The sequence below is a fragment of the Metabacillus lacus genome, assembly GCF_009674805.1.
GTDB lineage: Bacteria > Bacillota > Bacilli > Bacillales > Bacillaceae > Metabacillus_C > Metabacillus_C lacus.
Genome location: NZ_WKKI01000005.1, coordinates 90,049 through 105,407 on the forward strand (window position 1 = coordinate 90,049; position 15,359 = coordinate 105,407).

General features: G+C 42.0%; 13 protein-coding genes. All 13 read right to left on the bottom strand.

Annotated features, from left to right (window positions below; all coding sequences use genetic code 11):
• Positions 1-47: 47 nt before the first annotated feature.
• The 13 genes from GJU40_RS05020 to GJU40_RS05080 all read right to left on the bottom strand — a co-directional run bounded on the left by GJU40_RS05020 (position 48) and on the right by GJU40_RS05080 (position 15,358).
• Positions 48-1,037 carry an SAM-dependent methyltransferase gene (locus tag GJU40_RS05020; protein ID WP_154306655.1) on the bottom strand — a complete coding sequence of 330 codons (990 nt, stop codon included), beginning with the start codon at positions 1,035-1,037 and terminating at the stop codon, positions 48-50.
• Positions 1,030-2,355 (bottom strand): FAD-dependent oxidoreductase, encoded by a 1,326-nt coding sequence (locus GJU40_RS05025; protein WP_154306656.1) that lies wholly within the window; start codon positions 2,353-2,355, stop codon positions 1,030-1,032. The genes GJU40_RS05020 and GJU40_RS05025 overlap by 8 nt, the downstream gene beginning before the upstream one ends.
• Before the next feature lie 133 nt (positions 2,356-2,488).
• Complete coding sequence (locus GJU40_RS05030; RefSeq protein ID WP_154306657.1) at positions 2,489-2,731, bottom strand: hypothetical protein; 243 nt, start codon at positions 2,729-2,731, stop codon at positions 2,489-2,491.
• A 120-nt stretch (positions 2,732-2,851) separates the two neighbouring features.
• A complete protein-coding gene (locus GJU40_RS05035; RefSeq protein ID WP_343031406.1) occupies positions 2,852-4,975 on the bottom strand; it encodes a heavy metal translocating P-type ATPase in 2,124 nt (707 codons plus the stop codon).
• On the bottom strand, positions 4,965-5,336 hold the full coding sequence (locus GJU40_RS05040; RefSeq protein ID WP_154306659.1) for an ArsR/SmtB family transcription factor: 372 nt from the start codon (positions 5,334-5,336) through the stop codon (positions 4,965-4,967). The genes GJU40_RS05035 and GJU40_RS05040 overlap by 11 nt, the downstream gene beginning before the upstream one ends.
• A 181-nt stretch (positions 5,337-5,517) precedes the next feature.
• Positions 5,518-7,038, bottom strand: a complete 1,521-nt coding sequence (gene arfA, locus GJU40_RS05045; RefSeq protein ID WP_154306707.1) for an arabinosylfuranosidase ArfA — start codon at positions 7,036-7,038, stop codon at positions 5,518-5,520.
• A gap of 3 nt (positions 7,039-7,041) precedes the next feature.
• Positions 7,042-7,671, bottom strand: a complete 630-nt coding sequence (locus GJU40_RS05050; protein ID WP_154306660.1) for a YesL family protein — start codon at positions 7,669-7,671, stop codon at positions 7,042-7,044.
• A 33-nt stretch (positions 7,672-7,704) separates the two neighbouring features.
• Positions 7,705-8,541, bottom strand: a complete 837-nt coding sequence (locus GJU40_RS05055) for a carbohydrate ABC transporter permease (RefSeq protein ID WP_154306661.1) — start codon at positions 8,539-8,541, stop codon at positions 7,705-7,707.
• 1 nt (position 8,542) lies between these two features.
• A complete protein-coding gene (locus GJU40_RS05060) occupies positions 8,543-9,487 on the bottom strand; it encodes a carbohydrate ABC transporter permease (protein WP_154306662.1) in 945 nt (314 codons plus the stop codon).
• Between the two features lie 62 nt (positions 9,488-9,549).
• Positions 9,550-10,902 (bottom strand): ABC transporter substrate-binding protein, encoded by a 1,353-nt coding sequence (locus tag GJU40_RS05065; protein WP_154306663.1) that lies wholly within the window; start codon positions 10,900-10,902, stop codon positions 9,550-9,552.
• Positions 10,903-11,628: 726 nt separating this feature from the next.
• Positions 11,629-12,729 carry a GntR family transcriptional regulator gene (locus GJU40_RS05070; RefSeq protein ID WP_154306708.1) on the bottom strand — a complete coding sequence of 367 codons (1,101 nt, stop codon included), beginning with the start codon at positions 12,727-12,729 and terminating at the stop codon, positions 11,629-11,631.
• A 475-nt stretch (positions 12,730-13,204) separates the two neighbouring features.
• Positions 13,205-14,626 carry an L-arabinose isomerase gene (gene araA / locus GJU40_RS05075; protein WP_154306664.1) on the bottom strand — a complete coding sequence of 474 codons (1,422 nt, stop codon included), beginning with the start codon at positions 14,624-14,626 and terminating at the stop codon, positions 13,205-13,207.
• A 39-nt stretch (positions 14,627-14,665) separates the two neighbouring features.
• On the bottom strand, positions 14,666-15,358 hold the full coding sequence (locus GJU40_RS05080) for an L-ribulose-5-phosphate 4-epimerase (RefSeq protein WP_154306665.1): 693 nt from the start codon (positions 15,356-15,358) through the stop codon (positions 14,666-14,668).
• Position 15,359 lies beyond the last annotated feature (1 nt).

A 15,359-nucleotide genomic window follows, 5' to 3' on the forward strand; every position in this document is an offset into this window, starting at 1 on the left:
CAACAGAAAAAGCCCGCCGCGCGGCGAGCTCAGATCCGGAAAATACATCAGATTTTTTGCATGGTAAGAATATACCAGCCGCCTTCTTTAATCACAGGCCTGAAGCTGTTAATAGCAAGACCTGCTTCTGCTGCAATGTTTTGCATGTCTTTTTCTTCAGGAACCGGATATAAATTATCAAATGCAGTGAAGAAGCTGTTAAACACACTAGAGAACTGCTTGCCGTGCCTGGAGTGCTGAATAGGTGTAATGACAGAGATGGTTCCTTTCCCTGTCAGCCAGCTGCCCAGCTGCTGAAACAGCTTGCCCCTGTCTTCAGGCGAGAGATAATGAAGCATATTGTTTACCATGATGTAATCATATTTCTCCCCAGTTGACCAGCTTAGAGCGTTTTCACAGCGGATATCAATGTGCCCGCAATTCTGGCATCGACGCTCCGCTTCCTGGGCCACCTCTTCATTGAGTTCAATTCCTGTTAGCTTTAGGCCGGGATTTGCTTCCGCCAGCCTGCGAATATACCCTCCATGCCCGCACCCTACATCAAGAACATTTTCTGCTCCCTGCTTTCTGATCATGGCCGCTATCTTTGGAAAGGCGAGCTGTTCTAGCAAAGAGGACGTTTGAGCCACTGTCATTCCATGTTCTTCATGATCAAAGGTTTGTTTCTCCTGTGATTGCATCAGATGCGGATAGTTTAATAGAGTAGGAATATGAAGTTCCATCATCTCTTTCAGAATGACGCCTGTGGATCTCGGATTTCGCTTGCTGGAAGGCAGCATAAAGCTCCGGGATGTCCGAAACCGGTTTTTGGAGGCTCTTTTCATATATTTAATAGATACGCCTACATCTATCCATCTTTCCAGCAGGTCTTCTTTCAGTGACTTTTGGACAGCCACCTCATGAATGGTTTTCGGCTTTCTGAAGGTTTCGTAAAGATCAAGCTCGTACCCTATATAAGCATGCCAAGTGTACAAAAACGGCATGTTTCTTTTCATCCAGCCCCTGGCTTTAAAAACCCTTACATATTCCTTAAGCATGGCTGTTCCCTCCCTTTGTTCTCCAAGGATAATCGTTTTCGCTTGAAAACATATAACGCTCATGCATGAGCTGGATGTTCTGATAGGTTCTGGCCGGCAGCATGCCAACCTGGATCATCCTGTCCAAAAACGTTTCTTTCCAAATGCCTAGCCCCGAGATGTTCAGCATTTGCTTTGTGTGCAGCTTAGGGTCCTTTGTCATTTGCTTGATACCCTTGTTTCGAATTCTCGTAAAATACTTAAAGGGCTTGGAATACGGTATGGAAGAAAGATGGCTGATATTCAGGATGTGCTCCACCCTTGGCCGTCTGACTTCTTCATACCAATCCAAATATTTTTCAGGCTCGTAGCCGTTTTCAAAAATCCAGCACAGCAGTTCTCCAAGCGCGTCTCCATCCTGGATAGCCAGATTCATTCCCTCCCCCGCCATCGGGTGAACACTGTGAGCTGCATCTCCTATGATGGCTTTGTTGCCTTTCACATAATGTTCAGCATGAAAATGAACAGGTATCATCAGCTGAATTTCTTTCCAGCTTTTTATCTGAGTTACATATCCATCGAGATCCGGACAAAGCTCCAGATATCTTTCATGAAAATATTGAATTCCTTTTTCTTTCATTTCTTTGTATTCTCCGGATGATATAAGATACACTGTTCTCACTTTGTTATCAGGGAGCGGAAACAATCCTAAGAAAGTATGAGCTGTGGAGATCATCCTGCCTTCTGTAAGGGAAGGCGGCCTTGGAAAAGAGACAGTAAGAAAATGATGGTCATAAGTTTGTTCCTTCACGGGAACGTTCATCGCTTCTCTCACTTTTGATTTTCTTCCCTCTGCGCCGATATACACATCCGCCTCTATTTCCAGCTCTTGTTCACTGGTTTTAACAAGTGCTTTTCCATTACGGAAGCCTGTAAAACGAGCCGGCCGGATCAGATTGAAGCCCTGATACTTTTCCGCTTCCTCAAGGAGAATATTTTTCAGGATTTCATGAGGAATCATCAATGCGTAATTGTATCTGCTGTTGATGATGTTATAGTCCATAACAGCTTTGCCAAGCTGATGATACTGATCGTTCTTTCGCTTCATTTCTATGATTTCTATTTCATTTATGGGGTGCCCCGTTGAGATCACTTGCTCCTGAACTCCGGCCTGCTCAAACAGCTGTATGCTTTTCGGCTGAAGCAGTTCCCCTTTATAAAGATGGGCACTGTTTTTTGTCTGCTCTGCCACTGTTACATCATATCCGCACTTAGCCAGCTTCAGGGCAGCCATAAGGCCGCCAACCCCGCCGCCTGCAATCATGACCTTCGTTTTCAAACTACCACCGCCTTAGCCATTTCATTCCACCTTCTTACAAAAATGAAACGCTCTCAATGCTCTTCTGATGGAAAAGATTGCATTCCGTCTAGCTGAAAGTGCAAAAAAAGGATGTTACCTGAGGTAAACATCCTTAATCACGATCTACATGCAGTACTTCTTCCTGATTGTTGACAACCCGCTCTGCCACTTCTTCACACTGCTCTGCACCCATTTCGAACCTTGTGAGCATCTCGTTGTATGCAAGAATCTTTCCTTCAATTCTTGCTCTCTTCATATCATCAAGATCTCCCTGTGACTTCAGCTGCTCGCAATGCTCCCTGGCCATCGTCTTCAAATAAGAAGCTACATTTGTTTCTCCGAAATTACTCAGCATGTCTCTCACCCCTGATTAGATTTACTCTAACTTTACCCTTGCTTCAGGAATTAAAAACAAATATTGGAAAGGGACAGAGGGACGGGTACATCGTCCCATCCCTCTGATAAAAAACTCAAGCTATTCCTTCACCTTCAACAAACGCAGTCCGTTCAATGTCACAAGCAGAGTTGCTCCCATATCTGCGAAAATGGCAATCCAGAGCGTGAGCCAGCCTGGAATGACAAGGAGAAGGGCCAGCACTTTAATCAGGAGGGAGAAGGTAATATTCTGTTTAATAATGCTAAGCGCTTTTCGGCTGAGCTTAATGGTGAACGACAGCTTGGCGGGATCATCCCCCATCAGAGCAATATCCGCTGTCTCCAATGCAGTGTCAGTTCCTGCTCCGCCCATGGCCACCCCAACAGAAGCGGCCGCCAGAGCAGGTGCATCGTTCACGCCGTCTCCCACCATTGCGACAGTGCCGTAAGTGTCTCTGAGTTCTTTTATTTTTTGCAGCTTATCCTGCGGCATCAGTTCTGCAAACACTCTGGAAACCCCTGTTTCATGTCCGATGGCCCTTGCTGTTTCAGGATTGTCTCCTGTCAGCATAAGGGTTTCCTTTACACCAAGCTGATGAATGCTGCTGATCGCTTTCCTGCTGGACTCCCTGACCGTGTCCGCGACAGAAACCAGTCCAAGCACCCTGTTTACATCCGCTGCAAGCATGACCGTTCTGCCTTGCTGCTGTTCTTCTTGAATTCTGTTTTTCATCTCCAATGAAAGCGGCTGTGACAGCTCTTGTTCGATAAATTCAGGTTTTCCTATCATATAGTGAACTTCATTGATTTTTCCCTTTATACCCTTTCCGGTAACAGAAAGAAATTCAGTCACTTCCACTTCTTCAAAGCCCAGCTTCTGCTCTTCAGCCCAGCGGACAATCGCTGTTCCCAAAGGATGCTGCGACTGCTTTTCCAGAGCCGCCATAATCACAATGACTTCCTCAGGTGAAACGCCGCTTTCTGCCGGTTGAAAAGAGGTGACCTTGGGCTTTCCGTGCGTTAATGTCCCAGTTTTATCAAAAGCAACCGCAGAAATCCGGGCCGCTTCTTCGAGATAAATTCCGCCCTTTATCAAGATACCTTTCCTTGCCGCATGTCCGATGGCCGTGACAATCGCTACAGGAGTCGAAATTACAAGGGCACAAGGACAGCCGACGACAAGGACAGCCAGCCCCTGATAAATCCATGCTGACCAGTCTGCTGCGAAGAACAAGGGCGGAATGACAGCAACCAGAGCAGCAACCAAAATAATCAGCGGAGTATAATATTTGGCAAAAGTATCAACAAATGCTTGTGAAGGCGCTCTTTCCGATTGAGCTTCCTCAACCAGGTGAATGATCTTAGCAATGGTTGTGTCATTCACTTTTTTAGTTACCTTAATTTCCAATAGCCCCTCTTCGTTCAGGGTGCCTGCAAATACATCGCTTCCTTCTGATTTATAGACTGGAACAGATTCACCAGTGATGGCAGCCTGGTTGACGGAGGAACCGCCCTTAACGACAATCCCATCCATAGCAATTTTTTGCCCCGGCTTCACAATCATGATGTCCCCTACCTCAATGTCATCAACAGGAACACTCACTTCATGATGCCCTCTTCTAATAAAAGCTTCCTTTGGCGCAATATCCATGAGAGAAGAAATCGATTTACGGGCTCTGTCCATAGAATAAGCTTCCAGGGCTTCGCTGATAGCGAATAAAATAACGACCGTTGCCCCTTCTCCCCACTCACCAATCAGTGCCGCTCCAATAATCGCGATCGTCATCAAGGTTTTCATATCGAACTGAAGCCTGAACAAATTTGCAAGCCCTGCACGGAACAGGCGGTGACCCCCAATCACAATGGATGCTGCAAAAAGTGAAATTGCCGGCAAGCTGTCTTCCCCGCTCGGAAAAACCAATATCCAGCCAATGATCAACAGAAAGCTTGAAATCAGAACACCCCAATGCCTTTTCAAAAAGTGCTCTTCCTTCTCAGCAGCCTTCTCATGCTCAGGGCGAAGCTTTAAATTTTCAAAAGCTCCTGCCTTTTCCAGCTCCTGAATGGTCGCAGATCCGTAGACAGTGAGTTTTGCCGCTCCAAAATTCACATTCGCCTCCTCCACACTCGAGAGCTGATTAACGTTTTTCTCAAAAGTTGCGGCACAGTTTGCACAGCTGAAGCCCTGAACTCGGTACGTATTTTTTTCAGATTCAGCGCTCACGGTTTTCCACCTCCAGCTGATGGTCGAATGCAAGAGAGATTAATTGCTCAACATGATGATCATCCAGCGAATAATACACAAGCTTTCCTCGCTTCTCTGATTTGGCAAGGCCAAGCTTGTTCAGAAGCCTGAGATGATGGGAAGCCGACGCAATGGAACTGCCTGCTATATTTGCCACATCACACACACAAAGCTCCCCTTCGGAATATAAAGAATAAGCAATCTTTACTCTTGTTTCATCTGATAAAGCTTTAAATATATTCGCCACATTACTGGTATTATGTTTTGTCAGTGATTGTTTTACACGTCCCACTGCCTCTCCATCCACACATTGCACTTCGCAAACCTCATGATTTCTCATCTCTGTACCCTTCTCTCATTCAAAAGATCATTTGATTAAAGTATATTCAAACGGTTATTTGAATGTCAATCTTTTTAAGGGAAAATAAAAAAATCCGCTAAGAGCGGATTAAAAGGTTAATTATCATCTCCTTCTTAAAACCGGCACGTTCTGCACCGAGTTTTAAGCTGTCAAAATAACATTACTCTGATGCTTTTTTAAGACGAATCATATTCCATGACAATTTAGACAATACCGCTGTTAAAGTACCGTTTTGTATGGAAGAGTCATTCACATTCCGCGGCTTAACCCTTTCCTTCTCAATCGTGTTAACCGCTTTTGGATCTTCATGTGCGAGCACAACTTGTTCCACTAATTGATATCCCTCAAATGACCGGATATCAATGTCCACTATTAATTGTTCCTCCGTGCTGCGATTTACTGCAAAAATAACCAATTCTTCATTTTCTTCATTAAAGACAACTGCCTGATCCAAATATGGGACATCAGTAAAATCTTTGCTGTCATATTTAGGTGAATCCACGATAGAATGCAAGGCCGTTCCGCGGCCATATACAGAAGTATAGTAGTATGGATAGAATATCGTTTGCTTCCAGATTCCGCCGCCTGTTTCCGTCATAATAGGGGCAATCACATTTACTAACTGGGCCATACAGGCCATTTTTACACGATCTGAATGTTTCAGCAGTGTATTCAGCATGCTGCCTACAAGAAGCGCATCTTCAAATGTATAAATATCCTCTAATAAAGGCGGTGCTACAGACCAAGGCTCGATGGTCTTGTCCTGATCGTTAGAGTGAAACCACACATTCCATTCATCAAAGCTCAGGTTGATTGTTTTCTTACTGCGCTTTTTTGCCTTCATATAATCGCAGGTCGCAATGACCGTCTTGATAAAATTATCCATATCCAGTGTGTTGGCCAAATAGTTTGCCGTATCATTATCTCTGTTTCCATAATACTGATGAAGAGAAATATAATCAGCAACTTCATATGTATGTTCCAATGTTTCCGCTTCCCATTCAGGGAATGTCGGCATACCGGAGCCTGAACTTCCGCAGCTGACTAACTCAATGGAAGGATCAACCAGTTTCATTGCCTTGCCGGTTTCAGCAGCAAGCCTGCCATATTCGTACGCTGTCTTCATTCCAATCTGCCAAGGTCCGTCCATTTCATTTCCTAAACACCATACCTTTATATTATGAGGATCTCGAAAGCCATGTTCTCTTCTCAAGTCGCTCCAATATGTACCGCCTGGATGATTGCAGTATTCCAATAAGCTGCGTGCAGCGTCAATTCCGCGTGTGCCTAAATTAACAGCCATCATCACTTCAGCATTTACCTTTTTTGCCCAGGAAACAAATTCATTCGTCCCTACCTCATTGGTTTCAAGTGAATTCCAAGCAAGATCCAGCCGCTTTGGCCTTGATTCCTTTGGTCCGACCCCGTCCTCCCAGTTGTACGCTGAGACCATATTGCCCCCAGGATAACGAATAATTGGCACTTGCAATTCCTTCACAAGTTGTATCACATCCTGCCTGAAATTATTTTCATCGGCAGAAGCATGGCCAGGCTCATATATTCCGCCGTATACCGCCCGGCCCAGCTGTTCTATAAATGACCCGTAAATCCTCGGGTTTATTTCAGAAATCTTAAAGGATTGATCAATAATCATTTTTGCTTTGGACGTTTTCAAAGTCATCACTCACCTTTCTGCGCTCATTATTTTCAGATCTACCTTTTGAAACAAATTCATTGATATCCATATCCAGCCAAATGCCAGCACACTTATTGTGAAAAAGGGAAGAATGCCTGGGTAGTTTAACGAAACATACAAAACAGCAAACATATACACCATGATAGCAACGGTATAGTGAAACTTGCCAAAGCCAAAAATAATGGCATTTTTGAAAACAAGCTTGATACTGCCGTTATAATGTGCTAACTGAGGGAAAGACCAAATCAATACATTGAGATAAAATAAGATTAACAGATAAAAAGCAGCATACGTGACGATATTCAGACTGCCCATGCTTTTCATCACAGTGTAATTGAAGTAAAGCACGCCCCCTGCTATCGTCATCATCCAGCCCATCATGTTGGATGTCCAAAACACTTTCCAGTATTCCTGCTGAAACGTACTCCAAATAGGAACGTGTGGATCCCCCATGATCCACATCCTGAATATTTTGAGAACCGTCAGCGTAGCCGGGAATATTCCTCCCGCTATCAGGCCAATCATTGTATAAAAAACCCATAGTACGTTGATGGCTACTAAACGTGTTATCCATATAAAGATCTTATCCAGTGAATTCACAATGTATTGGCTGTTCATCCTCTAACACCTTTCTTTCAATCACATAATAGATTATCCCTTTACACTTCCGGAAGTTAACCCTGCAACAAAATAGCGCTGGAAGAACACAAAGAGAATGATAATTGGGACAACAGTCATCACTGCCCCGGCTATCAAAATATCATAGTTATTTCCATATGGCGTTAATAAAGTTGCGAGCCCGATTGGCAACGTGAATAAATCATTGGACCGGACAACAAGCAGCGGCCACAGGAAGTTATTCCAGCTGTTTAAGCCTTGTAAAATAGCCATGGCTGAGAAAGAAGGCAGCATCAGAGGAGCCATGATTTTAAAATAAATCCCATATTCTGTACACCCATCAATTCTGGCAGAATCCATTAATTCTGTAGGAAGTCCCATTGCATATTGCCTGAAGAAAAATACAGTTGTTGGTGCAATAATCAATGGAAGCATGATTCCCGTGTATGTGTTAATCAGACGCAGATTGATCATTAATTGATACAGCGGGAGCATCAGGACTTCAAATGGAATCATGATGATGACAAGAACCAGCAGGAAAATGAAATTTCTCCCTTTAAATTTGTATACTGCCAGTGCATAACCAATCATGGAAGAGAAAAATAAAGATAAAACGATCGTTAACCCGGAAATAATTAAGCTATTTCCATACCATGCCCAGTAAGAAGGAGCCTGCGTAAAGATATACGTATAGTTTCTGATTGACAGTTCACTCCAATTGACTGAAAAAGTGATCCCTTTCCTCATCAATTCTGATGATGGGAGAAATGAAGAGAAAACGAGGCTTAATAAAGGAAATAACGCAATGAACGCTATCACCACAAAAGCGATATTAAATATCCATTTAGCTAGAGTACTATGTTTCTTCATCCTATTCGTCACCTCTTTTAAAAGCACCAGTCAATAGTAAATAAATCATACTTACTATAAAGATAATGATGAGCAGCACAACACCGATTGCAGCTCCAAAGCCCATATCATTCTGCTGAATACCCTGTTGATATAATAATCCTACAAGAGTCAATCCGATATTTCCCGGTGAATTGCCCTGCCAAATCACATAACTCTCTTCAAACACCCTGAAACCGCCAATAATACTGATTGTTGTCACAAAAATAATGATAGGTTTTAAAAATGGAAGTGTAACGTGTATAAATTTTTGAAACATATTCGCCCCATCTATTTCAGCTGATTCATACAACTCTTTAGGAACGTTCTGCAATCCTGCCAAAAAGTACAATACGTTTACACCCATCCATCTCCAGGAAGACAGCATAACCATAATCAACATTCCCGACCAGGCATTAAACTGCCAGCTGATAGGATCGATACCAAAAAAGCCAACCACCTGGTTCGCAATTGCAAGGTCTGATTCTGAAAAAACCAATCTGAAAATGACACCAGCAACTACAATAGACGTTAATGCCGGGATAAATAATGCAGAACGAAAGAAAGTTTTGAATCTGACTAATTTAGAATCTAGCAGAATTGCCAGTATGATAGGAACAGTTATTAATATTAAAACCGTCAGTACCATGTAGATCGTTGTATTGCTTAACGCTTTGTAAAAAGCCTGATTGAATATTCTTTGATAATTTTGAAGCCCGATAAATTCTACCTGGCCGGGTAGTATTCTCTGAAAACTCATCATGATTGCTTGTATTGCAGGATAGAGTGTAAGAACTGTAAAAGAAACTAGGAAAGGAAAAACAAAAATATATGGCACGATCTTTTTTGAGTTTAAAAACCTCAAAATGCTATTTCCTTTTTTGGGTACTACTGCTGAATCTGCTCTTTGTGTATTTAATTCTGCCATTTTATCCCTTCTAACATTAAAAATTCTTATGGACAGGATTTCCCCTGTCCATAAGTAATGATTTAGTTTCCACTTCCCATTTTCTGCCTGATCGTATCAGATGACCGTTTCAGTGCTTCTTCTGGTGTGGCGTTTTGTTCTCTTAGTACGCTGTGCATAATATTAGAATCTATTTCTGTTAGTACATCAGGTAAATATTCAGATAGTTGAATACCTGCTACATTATCTTTTACATCCAGCAGAATATCGAAAATATCATCATGGAAATAGTCGTAATATACGTTGTCAGCTCTCATTTTTTCATCTTCCCACACATCCCAGCGAGGAGGATCAAAACCGAGTTCTGTCCATAGTGCGATGTTGCCTTCTTTGGACAGCTTTGCAAAGTATAAAAATTCTTTTGCTAAATCAATGTGCTCAGATTGGCTTGTAACAACCGTACCTGTTCCGCCCATTGTCGCTGATTCGAAATCTGAATCTGACCATTTCGGCATAGGTCTGATTTGAACTTTACCTTTAAGGTCAGGCATATAAGTTGTAAAGTCTTTCATATAGAACATTGGGATCACAAGTGAAGCCTGGCCGCCGCCATTCATAAAGCCGTAAAATTCTTCAGAATGATACTGTCCGCCAGGAGTAATGCTGGCAATCTTGTGTTTATTGACCATGTCGTCAATAAACTGTAAAGTGTCAATATTTTTTTCGTTATCTAAAGTCAGTTCTCCATTTTGATCGAAGAAGTCAGATCCTCTTTGGGCAACATATGGCCAGATTCCATACCAGTTTGTTGCAATGGTTGTCATAGGCTTTCCAGTCTCTTCAACCACTTTCAAGCCTGCATCTACATAATCGTCCCAAGTCTCAATTGCGTCGATATCAACGCCTGCCTGGTCCATGATTTCCGTATTATAGTAAACAACTGATGCGCCGATATGTGTTGGAGCTCCGTAATAATTACCATCCTTCTGATATACGTTCAGTCTTTCAGGTACAAAACTATCCAACTCAGACTCTATCAAATCGTTCAGCGGTTCTAATTGAACATTTCCTTTAAGGAAGTTTGGAAATTTAGCCAGCTCTATGTCGGCTAAATCCGGTGCTCCGGATCCTGATTGCAATGCCATTAACAAGTTGTTATGCATTTGATCAAAAGGATAGTTTTCAACAGTTAATTTAATAGGTTTATCTGGATTCTGGTCGTTCCATCTGTCAGCTGCATTCGCATAAAAATCAGCATGTGTCCCCGCAAATGTCCAGAACGATAATTCTGTTGCATTTTCAATATCCTCACCAGCAGTTTTTACATCATCAGAATTAGCAGGCTGTGTGCCGCCGCCCCCGCCGCTGCATGCCGCCAGAAAAAACACCAAACATAACATCAGGATTCCTGCATTAGAAAATAATTTTTTATTCATTCCCTTTTCCACCCCTTATTTATTCGTTCGTTGAACAAACTAAGTTTCTGAGTTATATCTCCAGAAATCACTCCTTGGCCAGTGAGTATAAACGCAATTTTCAGATATTGTATTGAAAACGCATTCATTTCTTAATGATATTATAATTAAGATATACGTACATGTCAACATGGAAACGGTTTATTAAGGACAAACCATTCTTCAAATTAAAAAAACATCTTTAGTTGTACGTACAAGATATGAAATGCTGATTTAATCGCTTCTGATTCCTGCTTTTCAAGCTCTGCTTTATCGGAACAAAGCTTCTTCTGCAGCCGGCAAAAAAGTTTAAGTCCTTATAATTGTGTAAAAAGGAATAGTTCTTTTATTCACTCTTGGCAACACTGTTTTCAGCTACTGAACAATTGTTCATGAATTCTACATTCACAAGACGGCATAACTAAACAGAAAGAATAAGCGGAAGAATTCCGGTTACATTTAGAATAGGCCATTTTATAGGGGAAATAAGGGAATGAATTCCGCTTAAGCTGCTGAAAATCATCCATTTAGCAGTTTTTTTGGTGCATAGGCGGAATACCTCCGTTTATTTCAGGTCATTTTCGCCGTTTTCTATGAATAGACGGAATTCCTCCGGTTATATATAAATAGGGGCTTTCAAGGTGTTTTACCACCCTTTCAAAAAGAACAATTTACACATTCTTATGGACTTTATGAACAAAAAAGATATTAGCTGTAATCTGTTTCCTTGGTTGAATTTCTATGAACAATTTCCGGCTCAAACAGAAAAGAATTTTCACGAGCATCCACCATAATTTGAGACTGATGATGATGAATCAGTTCTATCACTTTTTTGGCAGCCATTTCGCCCAGTTCACTTTTAGGGTGTCTGACTGTAGTTAATTTCACTTCTGAAATGTCAGCAAAGAATGAATCGTCAAAACCAATGATGGACATATCATGAGGCACACGGACATTTTTTTGTCGAAGAACATCCAGCAGCTTCATAGCCAGTTCATCATTATAACAAACAATGCCAGTTGGAATTTCCTCTGACTGTTTCAGAATATTTTCAAGCATTTCGATAGGTTTGCTAAGCTTTTCATCTGTTGTGTACGTAATAATATGATCAGGATGAATGGGGATGCCATGCTCTCTTTGCGCTTTTAAATATCCTTTCATCCTTTTTAGCCCTTGTAAATCGTCACTCTTGAAAAAACCGAGCATATTGCTGTGGCCTAAGTTAATTAAATGTTCCGCTTGGATATAACCACCCTTTTCGTCATCCAGAACCACACTGACCGGCTCTAACTCATCGTAGGCTGCATTAATCATCACATAGGGAATCTTCAGGGATTCCAAACTTAAATAATAGTTAAGATTAGGGTTGGATATAGCGCTTTTTGTTGCCTCAACAATGACCCCATCAAATTTCTGCGCAATAATCGTTTCTAAAATTTTTCTTTCGGCAGCATGATCGTTATTTGTACTGTACAGACTCACCTGATATCCTTCTTGACTTAATATGCTCTCTGCTCCGCGGATAATCGAAGGAAAAATATAATCAGAAATATATGTCACAATAATTGCTATGCTCTTATTGCTAACACCATTTGAAGCTTCGCTGTTATGTTCTGTTCTATCTGATACATACGTTCCGGCCCCTTGTTCTTTGTACAGCCATCCGTCACTTACTAACTCCCCCAGAGCAAGACGAACAGTATGCCTGCTGACATTGAACAGTCCCATCAGTTCACTTTCAGAATGTATTTTTTGTTTTGGCAGAAACGTGTTATCAAGAATCTTGGATTTAATCCAGTTCTTCACCATACCGTATTTCGTTTCATTCACACTTTAACACTCCATCCGTACAACATAGATATAATGATTTGCAAAGAAATACTATCTTAAACCATTTTAAACCATCATAATATAACGAAGCTAAAATGACACCGTTTTCCCCAGATTAAATTTTATTAGATTTACAAAAGCGAAATCGACTGCTACGTTTCCTCATTCCCTGTAAACGGAATTTCTATAACATGCTTTCGCAAAAAAACCTGAAAATAAATGATTTTAAAATAATGATGTGTAGAACTTTAGGGAATTGAAAGAAGAGGATAAGGTACGAATAAAGTCCCGCCTATTGGACGGTTATGCAGTATTGGTAATGGACTTACAGCCCTTTCCAAAATAGCCTTGCAGAAAGGAGTCCGGGGCATGAACATGTACTGAAAGCAAAAGAAGCATTGAATTGCATTCAATACTCTTTTGCACTGCAGGGTCAGCTTTATTGAAGAGGATGTTATTTAATTACTACATAGTCTAAATCAACAAGCTTGGCATATGTGATAATCTGCTCTGCAGTTAAAGTCAGCGAGACAACTGTATGATGCCCTCCTCCATTTTCAATCCAGGCTTTGACTCCCTCCTGAAAGTTCGGCTTGATTTTCCAAAGCACTCTGGCCACAGGAAGATTTGGAGCAGGAACGGTCGGTTCAAAAGCAGAGATTTCATTAATTAATAGTTTATAATGTGTACCAAAGTCAGCCATTGATACGGCGACACCATCTCCTGGTTTTCCGTCAAACACCAAGCGTGCAGGATCTTCCCGGTCTCCAATGTTTAAGGGGGAAACAACCAATCTAGGCTTGCTGCCTGCTAAAGATGGATCTACCTCCAGCATATGCGATTGAAGGACTGATTCCTGCCCGGAACCTAATTCATATGTGTAATCTTCCATAAAACCGGTTGATTTGTTATGGCTCATCACCTTCAGCAGACGATCGAGCGCCGCAGTCTTCCAATCTCCTTCTCCAGCAAAGCCATAACCTTGTTCCATCAGGCGCTGCACGGCAAGACCCGGAAGCTGTTTCATGCCATGTAAATCTTCAAAGTTAGTTGTAAAGGCAGTGTAGCCGCCATCATCAAGGAAACGTTTAATGGCAACTTCATAACTTGCCTGCACTCTTACACTCGAAAGCCACGCCTCCTTGCTGTAAGTACCATAATCAAAATCATAGAGATTTTCATATTCTTCTAAAAGGGCAGAGATTTCTTCTTCCTGAACAGCATCCACATATGAAACAAGATCTCCGATGCCAAAATAATCAACAGTCCAGCCGAACTGTATTTGAGCTTCAACTTTATCTCCTTCTGTCACTCCCACGTTCCGCATATTATCGCCAAAGCGCGCTACTTTAATATGAAAACTCTCATGATAAGCAGCTGCAACATCCATCCAGTCCGCAATTTGCTGCTGCACTTCCGGACGTTCCCAGTAGCCCACTACAATTTTATTGTTCTTTTTTAAGCGGGCATTTATAAATCCATACTCCCGATCACCATGTGCTGCCTGATTCAAATTCATAAAATCCATATCAATCGTTTCCCAAGGAATATGCTCATTGAATTGAGTCGCTAAGTGAAGCAGCGGTTTTTGCAATAGTTTGGTCCCGCGAATCCACATTTTAGCAGGTGAGAAGGTATGCATCCAGGTGATCACACCGGCCACCTCGTCACGATAGTTCACTTCTTTCATCACCTTCGTAATCTTGTCTGCACTAACTGCCAGATCCTGCAAATGTATTGGATAAGGCAATACTCCGCTTTCATTTAGTGCATCCGTGATGACTCCAGCATTTTTTTTCACCTCTGCCAGTGCTTCATCTCCATAAAGATGCTGCGAACCTACAACAAACCAAAACTCTTTTTCTGCTTTTTTCATGGTCAAAACCCTCTTTTTTTAGATTGTAGTTGATCGTGTCTATTGCCCGTAGTAAGCATTTTTTCCATGCTTCCGTAAATAGTGTTTATCCAAGATACCCTGCGGCAATTTCTCCGCATAAGAGTTTAACTCACGGGTAAAAAGATTTAATTTGGCCACTTCATCCAGTACAACACTGTTTATAACAGCAGCTTCAGCACTTTTACCCCAAGTAAATGGACCGTGCCCCTTCAGTAAAACACCGGGCACTTCCAGGACATTCAAATTGCGCTGCTGAAATGTTTCAATGATGACATGGCCGGTTTCCGCTTCGTAGTCCCGGTCAATCTCTGCTTGTGTCAAAAAGCGGGCACATGGTACCGATCCATAAAAATTATCTGCATGAGTGGTTCCCATCGCAGGAAGATCCAGTCCTGCTTGAGCCCATATTGTAGCCCATGTGGAATGAGTGTGCACAATACCGCCAATTTCATGGTAATGCTTATATAGTACTGCATGAGTTCTTGTATCCGAAGAGGGATTCAAGTTCCCCTCTACCACATTACCTTCTAAGTCAACCACCACCATATCGCTCGGCTTCATCGTCGCATAATCAACACCGCTTGGTTTGATGACAATCAGGTTTCTTTCCCGGTCAATGGCGCTTGCATTTCCCCAGGTGAATTTTACCAGGCCATGTTTGGGCAGCTCCAAGTTAGCCTGATACACCTCTTCTTTTAACTGTTCCAGCATC